This window comes from Sphingopyxis sp. EU05-FHT14B03 (assembly GCF_058790875.1).
The window spans coordinates 1,516,698-1,533,601 of record NZ_JBYTDC010000001.1; the positions used below are offsets into that span (position 1 = coordinate 1,516,698).

Genomic DNA, 16,904 nt, shown 5'->3' on the forward strand with positions numbered 1-16,904 from the left:
CTTCAATTTGGTTGCCATGTCTCGACCCGGAAGCTGTCGGGATGGTAGCGCGTCACTTCTTCGCCGCCATCCTTGCCGGGAAAATCGGTCGAGTCCGCATTGACCAGATAGAGACGGCCGGTGCGATGATCGATGTCCATCATGCGGGCGCCGAACGCGGTGCGGATCGTGGCGACGACACGCAGGCTGTCGGGCCCGTCGCGCTGGATGACCGTCATCGACCCTTCGTAATTGCTGCTGACGATCCGCTCGCGCTCTTCGTCATAGGCGAGCGCGTCGAGCCCCTTGCCGATCGGCACGCGCGACAGGATGGCGCCGCTTGCCGGATCCATCAGGAACACCGCGGGTTTGTCGCCGCCGCACGCACCGAGCAGGCGGTCGGTCGCGGCGAGATATTTCATCTTCGACACATTGCAGCCGACGTCCCAGCGCGCCTGTTCCTTGAGCGTCGCCGAATCGAGCCGGAGGACGAGGCCGTCGAGCCGGGCGGGCGCATAGAGATGGCCTTTGCCGTCAGCGGCGGGATCGTCCATCTTGCGAAAGGGAAAGCGCGTCGTCCGCAGCAGCTTGCCCGTCGCGGCGTCGAGGCTGAACCAGGTCGCCTCGCTGGGCCGGGTGCCGGTGATGATATGAAGCTGCCCCGTCGCGGGATCGAGCGAGCCGCTGTTGAGCCCGCCGTCGCCGGCGAGCGGCGTCCGCGCGATGAGTTTCAGCGTCTTGAGATCGAAGCTCAGCAGCGAGCCGTCGGCCATCGCAACATAGCCGCGATTATATTTCGGAAGCAGGATCGGGCCGTTGGCGCCGACCGAATTTTCGATCGTCGCGACGGCTTGCCCGCAATCGACGTCATAGACGGTCAGCCCATCCTTCAGCCGCGCCATGAACAACCGCGAGGTGCCGGGTTCGAACTTCACATAATCCCAGCCCGTATCGCCGCTCGGCAGCGTCACGCTGTTCGTCATCGCATAAGGCAGATCGGGCGCCGCGTCCTGCGCGAGGGCCGGGGCGCCGCACAGCAGCGCGGCGGCCCAGAGAAGCGAGATCGGTTTCATCGGGAGAACTCCGGTTTCGAGGAATGGATCAATGAAGATGGCCGTGCGCGCGCGGTTCGCGCATGCGCAGCGCGACGACGAACGCGACCGCGCAGACCGCCGAGACATACCAGGCGAAGACCTGTTCGTGCCCCATCTGCTTGAGCGTCAGCGCCGCATATTCGGCGGTACCGCCGAAAATCGCCGACGCGATCGCATGGCCGAGCCCGACGCCGAGGGCGCGAACATTGGCGGGGAACAGCTCGGCTTTGAACAGCCCCGAGACCGAGGTGTAGAAACTCATGATCGCGAGCGCCGCGAATATCAGCAGCAGCGCGCTGCCCATCGTCTGCGCCTTGCCGATCGCACCGAGCAGCGGCACCGCGAACAGGGCCATCCCGCCGCTGAAGATCAGGAGGTTGGTTCGCCGCCCGATCCGGTCCGACAACAGACCGAGCAGCGGCTGGAGCAGCAGGAAGGCGAAGGTGACGATCAGCATCGTCCGGCTCGCGATCGTCACGTCCATGCCCGCAGTGTTGACCAGATATTTCTGCATATAGGTGGTGAAGGTGTAGAGCGTCACCGCCCCCGCCGCGCTGAGCGCCATCACCGTCAGCATCGCGCGCGGATGCTGCATCAGCGTCCGGAGCGATCCCGCCTCGTCGCCCTTGCCCGCTGGTTCCGCCGTCTCGTGCATCGCATCGCGGAACAGGATGAACACGCCGGCCAGCACCGCGCCGAGGAAGAAGGGAATGCGCCAGCCCCATTCGCGGATCGCCACGTCGCTCATCGCCGTCTGGAGCAGGAAGACCGTAAGCAGCGCGAACAATTGTCCGCCGATCAGCGTCACGAACTGGAACGAGGCGTAAAAGCCGCGCTTGCCCGGCTCGGCGATCTCGCTGAGATAGGTCGCCGCCGCGCCATATTGGCCGCCGGTCGAAAAGCCCTGCATCAATCGCGCCACCAGCAGCAGCGCGGGCGCCGCGGCGCCGATCGTCGCATAGGTCGGCAGGATCGCGACGAGCAGCGAGCCCGCGCCCATCAGCAGTACCGAGGCGATCATCGCGGCGCGGCGCCCGTGGCGGTCGGCATAGCGCCCGAAATACCAGCCCCCGAGCGGACGGATCAGGAACCCCGCCGCATAGATGGCGGCGACATTGATCAACTGCGCGGTGCGGTCGCCTTCGGGAAAGAAAGCAGAGGCGAAATAGAGCGCAGTGTAGGCATAGGCGTAAAAATCATACCATTCGATCAGATTGCCCGCCGACCCGGCCACCGCCGCGCGCGCGCGCGTCCGGCGATCGAGCGCGTCCGGCGCCGCCGGGCGCGGGGCGGGCGCGGCGTCGGGATCGGCCGTTACGCCGGCCAGGCCGGACCTATCGGACATCATCGTCTCCCTGCCGGCATCGGCGCCGGTCCGTTCGGGTCAATCGGCAAGCGCGCGCGAACGCGCCGCCGCGGCCCCGACCACCGCCGCGGCGAGCCGGTCGATCGCATCGTCGCGGTCCATCTCGCCAAGCCCCGCCGCCGTGGTGCCGCCGGGGCTCGTCACCTGGCGCCGAAGCTCTGCCAGTTCAGCGGCGTCCTGTTCGGCCAGCGCGGCGGCGCCGGTAAAGGTCGTGCGAGCGAGTTGCATCGCGAGCGGCGGCGGCAGGCCCGCTTTTTCGCCCGCCAGCGCCAGCGCCTCGGTAAAACGGAAAAAATAGGCCGGGCCGCTCCCCGACAGCGCGGTCACCGCGTCCATCTGCGCCTCGTCGTCGAGCCAGAGCAGCGCGCCGGTCGGGGCGAGCAGGGTTTCGACGCGGGCGCGGTCTGTGGCGTCGATCGCTTCGCCCGCAGCGGCGGCGGTGATACCGCGGCCGATCGCGGCGGGGGTGTTGGGCATCGCGCGAACGATCCGCCGCGAACCCGAAAGCGCGCCGCTCAGTCCTGCCAGCGTGATCCCCGCCATGATCGAGACGAACAGCGCGCCGCCGGCGGCAAGCGGCCCGAGCGACGGCGCCAGCGATGCGAAGACCTGCGGCTTGACCGCGAGCACGACCACGAGATCGGCGGGCGCGATCGTGTCGAGCCGGTCGACGCGCGTGGCGCCATCGGGGAGCGCTTCGGCGAGCGGATCGTGGACGAATATCGCTTCGCTGCCCGCCCAGCCGCGCGCCATCGCGCCGCCCATGCGTCCGCAACCGACGAGAAACACAGGCATCAGCGCGCGTCCCTGTAGCGTTCGGCCAGCCTGTCCTGCCGCGAGCGGCTCTCGGTCTCGCGGCCTTCGACGATGACATGCAGCGCGATAGAGGAGGGTTCGAGCGGATCGCCGTCCCAGACGACGAGGTCGGCATCGGCGCCGGGCACCAGCGTCCCGCCGCCGCGGCCCCAGATCGCCAGCGGATTGATCGTCACCGCGCGCAGCGCGTCGATATAGGGCAGGCCGTTGGCGACCGCGAGACCGGCGCCTTCGCGCAGCCCCATGCCCGCATTATAGGTCGCGTGGATCGCGCCGCCCGCCTGTCCGACCGCGACGCGCACGCCGGCCTTGGTCAGGATCGCGGCATTATCCTGCCGCGAGCCGAGCTGGTCGAAACTGAACGGCAGGTTCGCGACCGGATCGAGGATCACGTCGACCTTGGCCGCGGCAAGAACGTCGGCTGCGCGCCATGCCTCGGCCCCGCCGACGACGATCACCCGGATCCCGAAATCCGATGCCAGCGCCGCCGCCTGCCGGATATCGGATTCGCGGTTGGTCTGGATCGCCAGCGGCATCTGGCTCTGCAGAACGCCACGAATCAGGTCCTCGCCGGGCCGGGCGCCGGGCGGGCCGCCCGCCGGGGCGCCACCCTTGCGGTCCTTCTTTTTGTCGGCCGGAGGCGGCGGTGCGAGGCCGCGCTTGCCCTCGTCGAGCGCCTTGCGCAGCGCCGCCCATTGCACGCCGCGCGAACCGAGCCGGTCCCACGCGCCGCCGCCGATGACGGCGTAGACGCCGACATTGGGTTTATCGAGAATGTCGACCCCGTCGCGCAACCGAGCGAGCGCCGGCTCGCCGCTGAAAGGGGCGTGACGCGAGGGCGAAGGGAAGATCAGTGCGCGCGTGATCCCGTCGGCGCGCGCGAGGCCGACGAGCGTCGAATTGCCGTTGAGCGCCCGGCTGACGTCATTGCCCGGATTGCGTTCGTCGGCCGAGCCGGTGTCACTGGTATCGGGCGACCCCGCTATCTCGACGAGGCCGATCTGGGTCGCGCCGTTGACGAGGCCCGGCGTCACGGGCTTGCCGCGCGCGTCGATGATCGTTGCGCCGTCGGGCACGCCTCCGCCCGCCGCGACCGAGGTGATGCGCCCGTTGTCGATGACGATCGTCGCGTCGCGGACCGGCGTATCGGCGTCCATCGTCCAGGCGTCGGCGTGGATCACCGCGATCGTCTGCGCCGCAGCGGGGGTGGCGAGCGCGAGCGCGAGCAGGCTGACGAGCGTTCTCACTGGCCGATCCCTCCGCGCCCGAGTTCGAAATCGGATATCGGCTCCGTGCGCGGCTTCGACCGGTCCCAGGCGATCGCGCCGCCGATGAGGACAAGGTCCGCGCGGCTGTAGATGCTGAACGGATCGCCCGACCAGAGGACGATATCGGCCTCGAAACCCGGGGCCAGCGTGCCGATGCGTTTCTCGAGCCCGAGCAGCTTCGCCGGGTTGCTCGTCGTCCATTTGATCATCGTCTCGGCGGGCGTGTCGATGCCGATCCGGCGCCCCGCCGCCGCCGCCTTCGCCGCCGCGATATTGAGCCGCTGGCCGTCGTTCGCCGAATCCGAATGCATCATCACGCACACCCCGGCGCGTTCGAGCAACGGCGCCTCGGCGCGGATCGCGTCCTGCGCCTCGACCTTGAAGCCCCACCAATCGGCCCACACCGCGGCGCAGGTCCCCGCCTCGCGCAGCAGGCCGGGAATCTTGTACGCCTCGGTCGCGTGATGGATCGCGCCGATGCGGAAACCGAACTCCTTCGCGATCGACAACACCGCCGCGATATCGCCCGCGCGGTAGCAGTGGAGATTGACGCGGACATCACCCGCGAGGATGCCGGCGACCGCTTCCAGCTTCAGGTCGCGCGGCGGCATGGTGCCTGCCCCGGCGCGCGCCTGTTCGACTGCGCGCTTGTAGCGCTGCGCGTCGAGGAATTCCTGCCGCATATAGCTGATCACGCCCTGCCGGCTCGTCGGGCCTTCATTGTCGTCGTCGGCGCCCCAGCTCTTGGGATTTTCGCCGCACGCCATCTTGAAGCCCTGCACCCCGCCGGTCACCTTCATATCCCACACGGTCGCGCCGCGAACCGGTTTCACCACCACCGAGCGGCCCGCGAAGATCGGAGTCGAGCCGGGCAATATCTGGGTCGTGGTCACGCCGTTCGCGAGCGCCCGGTCGAACGCCATGTCCTGCGCGTTGACCGCGGTTTCGATCCAGGTGTCGGCCGCATTGGGGGTGCTGACCTCCGACACGTCGGAGGCTTCGCGGTCGATCGCGGTGAGCGGCAGCACGAAGGTGCCGTTGTGCGTGTGGACGTCGATCACCCCGGGGGTGATCCAGCGCCCGCGCGCATCGACCTCGCGGACGCCGGGGTTCGCGAGATTCCGGCCCAGCGCGACGATCTTGCCGCCGCGAAGGAGGATGTCCCCGCCCTCGATCCGCCCGCCGACACCGTCGAGGATGGTCGCGCCGCGCAGCAGCATGTCGTCCGCCGGAGGCGCGTGATAGCGGCTCGGGAAAGGGTCCTGCTGCCACGGCCATGAAGCCTGGCGCTGCGCCCCCGCCGGGCCGGCCGTGCACAGGATCGCGCCGATCGCGGCAAGCAGTCCGATCCGCTTCATGCTCATGATCGCCCCCCGTTGAACCGCCGCATCCAGTCCGTCATCGCCGCGTCGGGAAGCGTCCCGAGGATCGATGCCAGCGCCTCCTTGCTTTCGTCCTGCCCGAGCTTGAACTTACCCGTCAGCCCGGTGACCGTCGCACGAAATCCGATGATGCGGCCGAGCATGCCATGGTAGCGCTCGCCAAGCTCTTCCTTCGACCAGGGCTGGAGCCGCCCCTTTTCCATCGCGTCGATGAGCAGGTCGAGCGAGGGTTCGGTCAAGGCCTCGTCGAAGCGGACCTCGGCGCGGACCTTGATCTGCGCATAGTTCCAGGTCGGCGCCCAGTCGCGAAGCCCCGCATGTTCGGGACTGACATAGCTGTCCGGACCCTGAAAGAGGATCGTCGCGCGCGGATCGGACAGGAGTGCGGCATGAAGCGGGTTGGTCCGCATGAGGTGGCCGATCAGTTCGACCAGGTCCCCTTGCGCGTCGAAGCGGCCGATCAGCGGCAACAGGCTCGCCTCGATGTCGGCCGCGCCGCCGCCGCAAACCCAGGCGAGCGGATAATCCTCCACCAGCTTGCGTACATCGGCCCCGTCAAATCGTTCGAAAAGCGTCACGCCGCCCCCTGAGAAAAGCCTTTCGTGCTCCGCCCCGCGACTCATCGCCGGCCCGGCACGCACCCCGTCGTACCGTTCTTGTCGAGCAGCCTTGGCTCTCCGACAAGCACCAAAAAAAGAAAGCTGGGGGGACCAGCGGGCACTTGCCGCGCCGCCCTGCCCTCGTTACCCTTGGCTCCCGACTCGAAGGATTTCTTCGGAAAGGACTGGTCCAATGCTCCGACCCTGGCAGGTGAGCCTCAGCGAACGGATCGATCCGTCGCGCGAGACCCCCATCTATATGCAGATCATCCAGGCGCTGATTCGCGACATCGAGCGCGGCAAGCTGACATCGGGGACCTATCTGCCCAGCAGCCGCGAAATGGCGAAGATATTGGGGGTCAACCGCAAGACCGTCGTTTTCGCCTATGAGGATCTCATCGCGCAGGGCTGGCTCGATTCCGCCGGCACGCGCGGGACGATGGTCGCGGCAGCGCTGCCCGACCCGGTCAAGCGTCAGCAGGGCGATGTCGAACTGACGATGAGCAGCGTGCGGGTCGACTATCGCTATTCCGAGCCGCCGGCGCGGCCGATCGCGCTGCCCGGCGGATCGGGGCTGAAGATCGACGAGGGCGCCCCCGACGGGCGGCTTTTTCCCACCGAATTGTTGGCGCGCGCCTATCGCGGCGCGACGAACCGGGCCGCCGAGATCAACGGCTTCCAATATGGCGACCCGCGCGGGTCCCCCGCACTGCGCGAGGGCATCGCGTCGATGCTGCGCGGCCAGCGCGGGCTTTCGGTGACCGCCGAAAATATCTGCATCACGCGGGGCAGCCAGAACGGGATTTTCCTCGCCTCGCAAGTCCTGCTTCGCCCCGGCGATTCGGTGGTCGTCGAGGCGCTGACCTATGAGCCGGCGGTCGCTGCGTTTCGGGCCTTTGGCGCCAATATCGTGCCGGTCGGGCTCGACGAGGACGGGATCGACATCGACGCGGTCGAGCATGCGTGCCGCCGCAACGCTGTGCGCGCGGTGTTCGTGACCCCGCACCACCAGTTTCCGACGACGGTCTCGCTGCGCCCCGAACGCCGGCTCCGCTTGCTCGAACTCGCGCGCCAGTTCGGCTTCGCGATCATCGAGGATGACTATGATCACGAGTTTCATTTCCATTCGCAGCCGCTGCTGCCGCTCGCGAGCTATGGGCCGGGTCAGGTCATCTATGTCGGGTCGATGTCGAAGCTGCTGCTGCCGGCGCTGCGCATCGGCTATGTCGCGGCGCCCCCCGCCATCGTCGATGCGATCGCGCACCGCGTCTCGCTGACCGACGGCATGGGCAATGCGCTGACCGAGGATGCCGCGGCGGAGCTGATCGAGAATGGCGAACTGCGCCGCCATGCGCGCAAGGTCTGGCAGGTCTATTCCGAACGGCGCGAGAATTTCGCGGCCGAACTCGACAAGACGCTCGGCGATATCGTCCAGTACAAGATGCCCGACGGCGGGCTCGCCTTCTGGCTGCGGTTCGGGGATATCGACCTCGACCAGATGGAGGCGCGGGCGTCGGCGATGGGCCTGCGCTTCGCCTCGTCGCGCTCGTTCATGACGCATCCCGATGCGCCGCGTGGGCTGCGGATCGGTTTTGCCAGCCTGAACAGCTATGAAGCGCGCACCGCGCTCGCCGCGCTGCGCAAGGCGGCCGCGGGCTGACGCCTTGGTCCCATCGATCGCGCCATTGTTGGATGTTTTACGATCCACGGCAATGGGGAAATCTGCAACGGTCCAGGAGGGAAATTCATGAAATATAATGTCGCGCTAGTCTTCGCCGCAGCCTTGCTGCCATTCACGCCCGCAGCGGCCCAGCAGGCCCCGGCGCCCGCTCCGGCCGCCGAAAAGGCCGCCTGGCCCGAAGCCTGGTTCGAAATCTTCAAGCTCGCCCCTGGCAAGCAGGAAGAGTTCATTCGCCGCATCGCGCAGGCCGACGAGGTCGCCGCCGCCGGTGGTTTTCCGCCGACCCAGCTCTTCTTCCATGAGAATGGCGCCGATTTCGACGTCATCCTGTTCAAGCCGGTGACCGGTATCGAGCCGACCCCCGCGCAGGAAGCGGCGATGGACAAGAAGCGCAAGGAGCTCGGCCTGCCGAGCGGGCCCGCCTATTTCGTCAACATCCGCGAACTGGTCGCCGAACATACCGATTCCAAGACCTATGGCCCGCTCTCCGCAGCGACATGGCTCGGACGCCTCGACACATGGCGTGCCGAGAACCCGCCGCGCAAATCGGCGGCGACCAAGTGATGATCGGCCGCCGCACGCTCCTCGCCGTCGCCGGCGGAACCGCTGCGGCGGCCGTCTCCCGCGCCGCCTTTGCCAAGGGCGGCGACACGCTCGACACCGCCTATATCAACGGCCGCATCTGGACCGGTGCCGGGCCGGCGACCTTCAGCGACGCGATCGGGGTCAAGGGCGATCGCATCGCCGCGATCGGCGCCGACGCGGTCCGCTCGCGCACCGGCAAGGCGACGCAGGTTATCGACCTGAAGGGCGCCTTCGTCACCCCGGGCTTCATCGACCCGCACGTCCATTTCGTGATCGCGTCGACGATGCTGTCGCAGCCGTCGCTGCGCGACGCCGAAAACCCCAAAGCATTCGTCGAGCGCGTCGCCGCGGCGGCGAAGGCGCTGCCCAAGGGCGAATGGCTGCAGGGCGGCAATTGGGACCAGGACCGCTGGGGCGGCGAGATGCCGCACAAGGACTGGATCGATGCGGTCACCCCCGATACGCCGGTCGCGGTCATCCGTTATGACCTCCACATGCTGTTCCTTAACTCGCTGGCGCTCAAGCTGGCGGGCATCGACCGCAACACCCCCGACGTGCCCGGCGGGGTGATCGAACGCGACGCGAAAGGCGAACCGACCGGCATCATCAAGGATGCGGCGAAAGAATTGGTGAACCGCGCGATCGGCACGCCGACGCCGGCGCAGATCGACGCGACGGTCGAGCGCGGCATCGCGCTCGCGCTGAGCAAGGGCGTGACGCAGGTTCACCCGACCGAACTCGAAACGAGCAGCTTCGATTCCACCCGCCGTCTGCGCGCGAAGGGCGAAACCGGCCTGCGCTTCCGCCACTATCTGCCGCTCAAGGATTGGGAAGCGCAGGTCGAACTGATCAAGCGCGAGGGGCGCGGCGACGACTGGGTGCAGTGGGGGGCATGCAAGGTGGTGTTCGACGGCTCGCTCGGGTCACGCACCGCGCGCTTTTATGAACCCTATGCCGACGATCCGGCGACGCGCGGCATCGTCGTTACCGACCCGGCCGACCTCAAGGCCTGGATCATAGGCGCCGACAAGGCCGGGCTGCAGGTGACCACCCACGCGATCGGCGACGAGGCGAACGACATCGTCCTCGACACCCTCGCCGCGGTCGCCAAGGCCAATGGCCCGCGCGACCGGCGTTTCCGCGTCGAGCATGTCCAGCATATGAAGCCGCACGCGATCGCGCGATTCAAGGAACAGGGCGTCATCGCCTCGGTCCAGCCCTATCATGCGATCGACGACGGCCGCTGGGCGGTGCGCCGGATCGGCGAGGAGCGGCTCAAGACCAGCTTCGCCTTCGGCTCGCTCGTCCGCTCGGGCGCGCATGTCTGCATGGGGTCCGACTGGCCGGTCGCGCCGATCGACCCGCTGACGGGACTCGAAGCCGCGGTCGACCGCGAGACACTCGACGGGCTGAACCCGAACGGCTGGTTTCCCGAACAGCGCGTCACGCTGGCGCAGGCGATGCACAGCTATACGCAGGAAGGCGCCTATGCCGGCTTCAACGAGAAGAAGATGGGCGCGATCGTGCCGGGTTTGCTCGCCGACTTCGTGGTGTGGGACAGCGATCTATTTGCTATCGACTCGCATTTGCTTATAGAGGCAAAAGTGCTCCGGACGATCGTCGGAGGAAGGCAACGTTACGGCTGAAAACTTCAGCCGTTTGTAACATAAATGCAAAGTTGGTCCCCAGCCGGCGCAACGAACTGGATGTTTAATGGCCCAATCGACGATCTAAGGTCGCCATACCGATAAGAGGCTTGGCCCCCGTGGCCTGCCGGCTCGGGAGGGGTTTTGGACACCAACAGGGGGATTGAACATGGTTGCCTATCGCAACATCTATCGGGGAAGCGCGCTTGCCGTTCTGAGCGTGGCGCTCCTTTCAACCGCGCCGGCCCTGGCGCAGGACAGCGCCGAAGACAGCGAGAGCATCGTCGTCACCGCACAGCGCAACAACCAGACGCAGGTTTCCCGCGAGGGATCGCTCGGCGCGCTGGGCAACATCGACGCCATGGACGCCCCCTTTGCGGTCAAATCCTATAACGAGACGCTGATCCTCAACCAGCAGTCGCTGTCGCTCGGCGCGGTGCTGGAAAACGATCCTTCGGTCCGGACCTCGCTCGGTTTCGCCAACGCGTCCGAACAGTTCGTGATCCGTGGCTTTCCGCTGTTCGGCGAGGATATCGCGATCGACGGCCTGTACGGCGTCACGCCGCGCCAGCTCGTTTCGCCCGAACTCTATGACCAGGTCCAGATCCTGAACGGCGCCAGTTCCTTCCTGTTCGGCGCCGCGCCGGGCGGCACCGCGCTCGGCGGCACCGTCAACCTCTCACCCAAGCGCGCGAAGGACAAGGACACCAACCGCGTCACCACCAATTACCTGTCCGATGCGCATTTTGGCGGCGCCTTCGACTTCGGTCGTCGCTTTGGAGGTGAAGGCGAATTCGGCGTCCGGATCAACGGCGCCGGCCGCTGGGGCGATATCGCCATCGACGACGAATATCGCAGCTCGACCGTGCTCGGCGCGGCATTCGATTATCGTTCGGGGCCGCTGCGCGTATCGCTCGACCTCGCCTATCAGCGCGCCAAGGTCCAACATATGCGCCCGATGGTTCAGCTCGCCTTCGGCGTCACGACGATTCCCGACGTGCCGAGCGCGAGCGGCAACTATGGCCAAGAGTGGAATTATACGACGCTCCGCGACATCTTCGGCATCGCAAAGCTCGAATATGATATCGCCGACAACTTCACCTTCTACGCCGCCGTCGGCGCACGCGACGCCGCCGAGCGGGGCCGCTACCAGAGCCTGACGATCGACAATCTGGTCAACCCCGGCGACGGTTACGCCACCGGTTCGAACATTCCACGCAACGACAATAACGAGGCCGGACAGGTCGGGCTGCGTGGCCATTTCGCGACCGGGCCGATCACGCACCAGATCAACGTCGGCGGTTCGCACAGCCGCTACGTCAATCGCAACGCCTATCAGTTCGGGATCTTTTCGCGCGGGCCCACCAACGGCACCAACCTTTATGACCCCGTCGATGTGGCGCAGCCGGCGTTCAATTTCTTCTTAGGCGGCAATATCGCCGATCCCTTCCCGATCAGCCGCACACGCCTGACCAGCTTCTTCGCGTCGGACACGATCGGCGCCTTCGACGACAAGCTGCTCGTGACCGTCGGCCTGCGCCGCCAGAAGATCGAGACCAGCAGCTATTCCTATGCCAATGGCGCAAAGACCGGCGGCTATAAAGAAAGCGCGACCACCCCGGTCGTCGGGATCGTCGTCAAACCGAGCGAGAATTTCTCGATCTATGGCAACCGCATCGAGGGTCTGGCGCAGGGTCCGGCGGCGCCTGCCGGCACCTCGAACGTCGGCGAGATTTTCCCGCCCTTCAAGAGCGTGCAATATGAAATCGGTGGCAAGGTGTCGTTCGGCAACTGGAACGCGTCGGCGGCGCTGTTTACGACCGACCGGCCGCAGTCGTTCGTAAGTCCCGACCCCGACGGCGCGGGTCCGCTGCTGCCGGTCTTCACGGTCGACGGCTTGCAGCGCAACCAGGGCTTCGAGCTGAGCTTCGACGGCGAGCCGACCAAGGGCCTGCGCATCATCGCCGGCGTGTCGATCACCGACGCGACGCAGAAGAAGACCACCGGCGGCGCGACCGACGGCCGCGACGCGATCGGCGTGCCCAAATACACCGCGAACGCGAACGTCGAATGGGACCTTGGCTTCCTGCCCGGTGTCACGCTGACCGGCCGCGTCATCCAGACGGGCAAGCAGGCGTTCAACCTGACCAACACGATGGAACTGGGCGAATGGACACGCTTCGACCTTGGCGCACGCTATGTCGTCGCGGCGGGCGAGACCCCGATCACCTTCCGCTTCAACGTCGATAACGTGGCGAACAATGCCTATTGGTCCTCGTCGCTCGGCGGCTATCTGGTCCAGGGCCAGCCGCGGACGTTCAAGACCTCGGTGACCGTCGAATTCTGATCGGCGATCCAAATCCAGACGCCCTCACGGCCCGGCTGGCAACAGCCGGGCCTCTTTTTTGGCGCGACGTCCCATCCGAAATCGCCCCTTGGCCCCATCCATTATCCAAAAGTGGATGTTTAGGGGACCCAATGCCGAGGCCAGAAGGGCAGGATGAGCGAGGCTGTTTCCAGCGGGCGCAAGCCCTTCCGCCGGTCGATCCTGACCATCCATCGCTGGCTGAGCATCGGCGCCGCGATCTTCTGGCTGCTTCAGGCGCTGACCGGCATCGCGATCGTCTTCCATTGGGAAATCACCGATGCGCAGCTTTCGAGCGCGCACCGGACCACCGACCTGGCCGCCATCGAACGCCGCATCGACACGCTGGTCGCCGAGGACGCCGGCTCCAGCGCCACGACGGTGTGGACGACGGGTAGCGGCACCGACCGTTTCAACATCTATCTACAGGACAAGGATGGCGAGAGCACATCGGTCCGTATCCTCGGCGACGGGACGGTCATCGACCGCCCGCGCGCGGAGGAAAGTCGGTTGATGGGCTTTCTGGTCGATTTTCATCACGATCTGCTCGGCAGCTGGGGAAGCTGGATCGTCGCGATCAGCGGCACACTCCTTTGCTCGAACCTCCTCCTCGGCCTGATTGCCGCCTGGCCGAAGCGCGGGACCTGGCGGCGCGCGCTGGCGCCCGCGCGAAAGGGGCCGCCCGCCGCGCGCCTGTACAGCTGGCACCGCGCGCTCGGGCTGTGGGTCGCGCTTCCCGCGCTCGTCATCGCGGCAACGGGCACCCTGATGAAATTCGAGGATGGCGTCGGCGATCTGATCGGCGCGAAGAGCGTCGCGTTGCCGGCGGTGCCCGCCACGGGACCCTCGATCGGATTTGCGCAAGCGGCGCAAGCGGCGATCGACGCGGTGCCCGGCAGCAGCCTGACGCAGGTCGCCTGGCCCAGGGACGGCGACGCGACCTACTATGTCCGCGTCAACGCCCCGGGCGAAATCCGCCGCGCCTATGGCGACACGCGGGTGCTGATCGACGCCAACACCGGCGCGGTGCGCGGGGTCTTCCCGATCGCCGAGGCCGAACCGGCGCGCGCCTTCATAAGCGCGCTGTTCCCGATCCATACGGGCGAAGCCGGCGGGATCATCGGCCGCGTCCTGTCGATCGCCGTCGGCCTGTGGCTCGTTACGATGATCGTCGCCGGGCTGTTGCTGTGGCTGAAACGCCGAAAGCCGCGGGGTCGAGCGTCAGCCTCGCGTCAGTGACAGACGCCAACATCGCGAATGCACGCCGCCGCGACGCGGCTCCGTCAATTCCGGGAGAACCCAATATGCAACTGCGCCCCCTTTTTCTTGCCGCAACGGCGCTCAGCCTTGCCATGCCCGCGCAGGCGCAGGACAGTCGCCTCGATGCGCTCGAACGCCGCATCGCCGAACAGGACCGGCGGATCGCGGACCTTGAGGCGCTGGTCACCCGGCAATCGGATCTGCTGCAGCGGACAAGCACACCGACTCCGGTCGCCTCGCCCCCCGCACCTGCTCCGGTCCTTGCGGCACCTGCCACCGCAAACGCGGCGCCCGACGGCCTGTTCCGCATTCCCGGCCTCGACGTCGCGGGCGACATGCGCGTCCGTCAGGAATGGAATTTCGTCGACGGCCGCGACCGGTCGCGAACCGCGGTGCGTGCGCGGGTGCGCGCATCCTATGCCGTGTCGGACCATTTTTCGGTGGGGACGCAGATCGCAACCGGCGATCCCGACGACCCCAATTCGACCGACGTGACGCTCGGCAATTTCGTCGATGATTTCCAGGTGTCGCTCGATCAGGCGTGGATTCGCTATGCGAACGGCGGCTTCACCACCTATGCTGGCAAGTTCCCGCAGCAGTTCCAGCGGACCGACATGCTGTGGGACGGCGACGTTTCGCCGCAGGGCGTCGCCGCCGCCTATGGCGCGAATATCGGCAAGGCGCGCGTCGATGCGCGCGGGCTGTGGTTCGTCATCGACGAGGCCTCGGTCGCCCGCGACAGCGACATGCTCGGCGGCCAGCTGGCGCTTTCGACGCCGCTCGCCAGCGATTTCAAGGCGGGGCTGACCGGCAGCTATTATCATTATCGCCTTGGCTCGGTCGCGGGGGCCGATGCCGGCGATTTCCGCGGCAACCTGCTTTCGGGCGGGCGCTATCTGTCGAACTTCCACCTGCTCGAAGGTATCGGCACGCTGGGCTGGACCGGGCTGTCGCCGCGCTGGCCGCTGAATTTCACCGCCGACTATGTCCACAATCTGGGCGCCGCCGTATCGGGCGACACCGCCTTCAACCTTGAGCTCGCCGCGGGCCGCACCGCGCAGCCGGGCGACTGGCGCATCGCCTATAACTATTCGGAAGTTCAGGTCGATTCGGTGCTCGCGGCGTTCAGCCACGACAATATCGACCTGTCGACCAACTATAAGCTCCACGGGGTCGGCATCAGCCATGTGCCCGCGCCGCATCTGCAGCTCGATCTGCTGTGGTATCATTATCGCCCGCTCGATCCGGCTTATGCCGGCGGCCTGTCGCCAAGCGACTGGCTCGATCGCATCCGCCTCGCCTTCATGGTCAGCTTCTGATGCTGACGGCCGCGATCGCGCTTGTCGCCTCGGCGGGATCCGCGGTCGAGACCGCACCGCACCCGACCCACCATGACCACCTGCCGCACAGCCACACCCATGCGCCGGCCGAAATCGACGAGGAGCATGGCCCGATATTGCTGCAGCTGACCTATAGCGGCGAGGTCATGGGCAATGCTTCGGGCGGGCTGCGGCGCGGCACCCGCTATCTCGACAATCTCGACATCGTGTTCGAGGCCGATATGGAAAAGCTCGCCGGCTGGACCGGCGCACAGGTCCACATCTACGGCCTCTATAACAATGGCCGGTCGATCAGCGATCTGGTGGGCGATACGCAGGCGGTGAGCAACATCGAGGCGGGTACGCGCGCGCTGCGGCTCTATGAAGCCTGGATCGACCAGAAATTCGGCGACACGCTCTCGCTGAAGGCCGGTCTCTACGACCTCAATTCGGAGTTCGACGCGCTCGACGCGGCGGGGCTCTTCGTCAGCAGCCCGCACGGCATCGGTACCGACTTCGCGCAGAGTGGCCGGAACGGTCCCTCGATCTTTCCCTCGACCTCGCTGGCGGCGCGACTGCAGTGGGAACCCTCCCACGGCTGGGCGATCCGCGCCGCGGCCCTCGACGGCGTGCCCGGCAATCCGGATCATCCAGGCCGCACCACGATCCGGCTGGGACATGGCGACGGCGCGCTGCTCGTCGGCGAGGTCCAGGCGCCGCTCGGGGGCGGGAAGCTGCTCCTCGGCCACTGGCACTATACGGCGCGCTTCGACCTGAACGACGGGACGGGAACCGGCCACGGCAATCGCGGAACCTATTTCCGCAGTGAATTTCCGCTGATCGAAAAGGCCGACCGAAAGCTCGATGCCTTTTTCCGGCTCGGCAAGGCGGCCGACCGCTTCAACATGTTCGATGCTTTTGCCAGTGGTGGATTGAAATTCAGCGGCTGGGTGCCGGGACGCGACAAGGACGAGTTCGGCGTCGCTTTCGCGGCCGTCTTCACCTCGGACAGCCATCGCGCGGCAACCGGTGCGACCGCGTCGGAGATGGCGATCGAGGCGACCTATCGCGCGCCGATCGCGCCCTGGCTCACGCTCCAGCCCAGCCTCCACTACATCCGCCGACCGTCCGCCGATCGCACGATTGCCGATGCGCTCGTCATGGGGCTTCGCGCCGAGGCGAGTTTTGCCGTCGCGGGCTTTTAGGCCCGGCGGCGCGACCGATCACCCTATTGCTCCCGGCAGGCCTGTTCCGACCGACCTCAGGGCCGCCCGCGCAACCTTTTGTATTTCAAGGAATGGAGCGGTGAAGGGAGTCGAATAGAGCGAGGAATTGGCTAAAAACCGGCCTATTTTCTGAAGCATCGTCTATCAGGCCCCCAAATAAGCCCCCGAAAACGAGGCTTCACTTCGGGATCGGGCACCCGTCTGGGGAACATGACCGCGAAAAATCGAGGCGAGCGGTCCAGTCTACGACCGGGAAATTTTTATTTAGGGTCTGCTCAGACGTCAACATCCATAGCGCTGGCTGCGCGCCTTGAAGGG

The 16,904-nt window shown here is 66.7% G+C and carries 13 protein-coding genes; 7 read left to right on the forward strand and 6 right to left on the reverse strand.

Going from position 1 to position 16,904, the window contains the following annotated elements; all coding sequences use genetic code 11:
• Positions 1 to 2: 2 nt before the first annotated feature.
• Genes AC3WS4_RS07290 through AC3WS4_RS07315 form a run of 6 tightly spaced genes read right to left on the reverse strand, consistent with a single transcriptional unit; the run spans position 3 to position 6,483 of the window.
• On the reverse strand, positions 3 to 1,052 hold the full coding sequence (locus AC3WS4_RS07290) for a hypothetical protein (protein WP_492735369.1): 1,050 nt from the start codon (positions 1,050 to 1,052) through the stop codon (positions 3 to 5).
• 28 nt (positions 1,053 to 1,080) lie between these two features.
• Entirely contained in the window at positions 1,081 to 2,418 is a 1,338-nt protein-coding gene (locus AC3WS4_RS07295) for an MFS transporter (protein ID WP_492735367.1), read from the reverse strand.
• Positions 2,419 to 2,457: 39 nt separating this feature from the next.
• Complete coding sequence (gene proC, locus AC3WS4_RS07300; protein ID WP_492735365.1) at positions 2,458 to 3,234, reverse strand: pyrroline-5-carboxylate reductase; 777 nt, start codon at positions 3,232 to 3,234, stop codon at positions 2,458 to 2,460.
• On the reverse strand, positions 3,234 to 4,502 hold the full coding sequence (locus AC3WS4_RS07305) for an amidohydrolase family protein (RefSeq protein ID WP_492735363.1): 1,269 nt from the start codon (positions 4,500 to 4,502) through the stop codon (positions 3,234 to 3,236). Before AC3WS4_RS07305 ends, proC begins: the two co-directional genes overlap by 1 nt.
• A complete protein-coding gene (locus AC3WS4_RS07310; protein WP_492735361.1) occupies positions 4,499 to 5,887 on the reverse strand; it encodes an amidohydrolase family protein in 1,389 nt (462 codons plus the stop codon). Before AC3WS4_RS07310 ends, AC3WS4_RS07305 begins: the two co-directional genes overlap by 4 nt.
• Positions 5,884 to 6,483, reverse strand: a complete 600-nt coding sequence (locus AC3WS4_RS07315) for an FMN-binding negative transcriptional regulator (protein ID WP_235535591.1) — start codon at positions 6,481 to 6,483, stop codon at positions 5,884 to 5,886. The genes AC3WS4_RS07310 and AC3WS4_RS07315 overlap by 4 nt, the downstream gene beginning before the upstream one ends.
• A gap of 214 nt (positions 6,484 to 6,697) precedes the next feature.
• Here AC3WS4_RS07315 and pdxR point away from each other — a divergent pair, with 214 nt between their 5' ends.
• The 7 genes from pdxR (at position 6,698) to AC3WS4_RS07350 (ending at position 16,565) form a co-directional block, all read left to right on the forward strand.
• Positions 6,698 to 8,164, forward strand: coding sequence for a MocR-like pyridoxine biosynthesis transcription factor PdxR (gene pdxR, locus AC3WS4_RS07320; protein WP_056345019.1), 1,467 nt, complete (start codon positions 6,698 to 6,700; stop codon positions 8,162 to 8,164).
• A gap of 87 nt (positions 8,165 to 8,251) precedes the next feature.
• On the forward strand, positions 8,252 to 8,749 hold the full coding sequence (locus AC3WS4_RS07325; protein ID WP_056345022.1) for a hypothetical protein: 498 nt from the start codon (positions 8,252 to 8,254) through the stop codon (positions 8,747 to 8,749).
• Positions 8,749 to 10,416: an amidohydrolase gene (locus AC3WS4_RS07330; protein WP_492735358.1), complete on the forward strand. Its 1,668-nt coding sequence runs from the start codon at positions 8,749 to 8,751 to the stop codon at positions 10,414 to 10,416. Before AC3WS4_RS07325 ends, AC3WS4_RS07330 begins: the two co-directional genes overlap by 1 nt.
• Positions 10,417 to 10,585: 169 nt before the next feature.
• Complete coding sequence (locus AC3WS4_RS07335; RefSeq protein ID WP_492735356.1) at positions 10,586 to 12,763, forward strand: TonB-dependent receptor; 2,178 nt, start codon at positions 10,586 to 10,588, stop codon at positions 12,761 to 12,763.
• A 153-nt stretch (positions 12,764 to 12,916) separates the two neighbouring features.
• The gene (locus AC3WS4_RS07340; RefSeq protein ID WP_492735354.1) at positions 12,917 to 14,020 is read left to right on the forward strand and encodes a PepSY-associated TM helix domain-containing protein; all 1,104 of its coding nucleotides are present in this window, start codon (positions 12,917 to 12,919) and stop codon (positions 14,018 to 14,020) included.
• Positions 14,021 to 14,085: 65 nt separating this feature from the next.
• Positions 14,086 to 15,360, forward strand: coding sequence for a putative porin (locus AC3WS4_RS07345; RefSeq protein ID WP_492735352.1), 1,275 nt, complete (start codon positions 14,086 to 14,088; stop codon positions 15,358 to 15,360).
• Positions 15,360 to 16,565: a carbohydrate porin gene (locus AC3WS4_RS07350; RefSeq protein ID WP_492735350.1), complete on the forward strand. Its 1,206-nt coding sequence runs from the start codon at positions 15,360 to 15,362 to the stop codon at positions 16,563 to 16,565. Before AC3WS4_RS07345 ends, AC3WS4_RS07350 begins: the two co-directional genes overlap by 1 nt.
• Positions 16,566 to 16,904 lie beyond the last annotated feature (339 nt).

Coding starts and splice junctions, on each gene's coding strand:
- AC3WS4_RS07290 (WP_492735369.1), bottom strand. CDS start 1,052: ATGAAACCGATCTCGCTTCTCTGGGCCGCCGCGCTGCTGTGCGGCGCC.
- AC3WS4_RS07295 (WP_492735367.1), bottom strand. CDS start 2,418: ATGTCCGATAGGTCCGGCCTGGCCGGCGTAACGGCCGATCCCGACGCC.
- proC (WP_492735365.1), bottom strand. CDS start 3,234: ATGCCTGTGTTTCTCGTCGGTTGCGGACGCATGGGCGGCGCGATGGCG.
- AC3WS4_RS07310 (WP_492735361.1), bottom strand. CDS start 5,887: ATGAGCATGAAGCGGATCGGACTGCTTGCCGCGATCGGCGCGATCCTG.
- pdxR (WP_056345019.1), top strand. CDS start 6,698: ATGCTCCGACCCTGGCAGGTGAGCCTCAGCGAACGGATCGATCCGTCG.
- AC3WS4_RS07325 (WP_056345022.1), top strand. CDS start 8,252: ATGAAATATAATGTCGCGCTAGTCTTCGCCGCAGCCTTGCTGCCATTC.
- AC3WS4_RS07330 (WP_492735358.1), top strand. CDS start 8,749: ATGATCGGCCGCCGCACGCTCCTCGCCGTCGCCGGCGGAACCGCTGCG.
- AC3WS4_RS07335 (WP_492735356.1), top strand. CDS start 10,586: ATGGTTGCCTATCGCAACATCTATCGGGGAAGCGCGCTTGCCGTTCTG.
- AC3WS4_RS07340 (WP_492735354.1), top strand. CDS start 12,917: ATGAGCGAGGCTGTTTCCAGCGGGCGCAAGCCCTTCCGCCGGTCGATC.
- AC3WS4_RS07345 (WP_492735352.1), top strand. CDS start 14,086: ATGCAACTGCGCCCCCTTTTTCTTGCCGCAACGGCGCTCAGCCTTGCC.
- AC3WS4_RS07350 (WP_492735350.1), top strand. CDS start 15,360: ATGCTGACGGCCGCGATCGCGCTTGTCGCCTCGGCGGGATCCGCGGTC.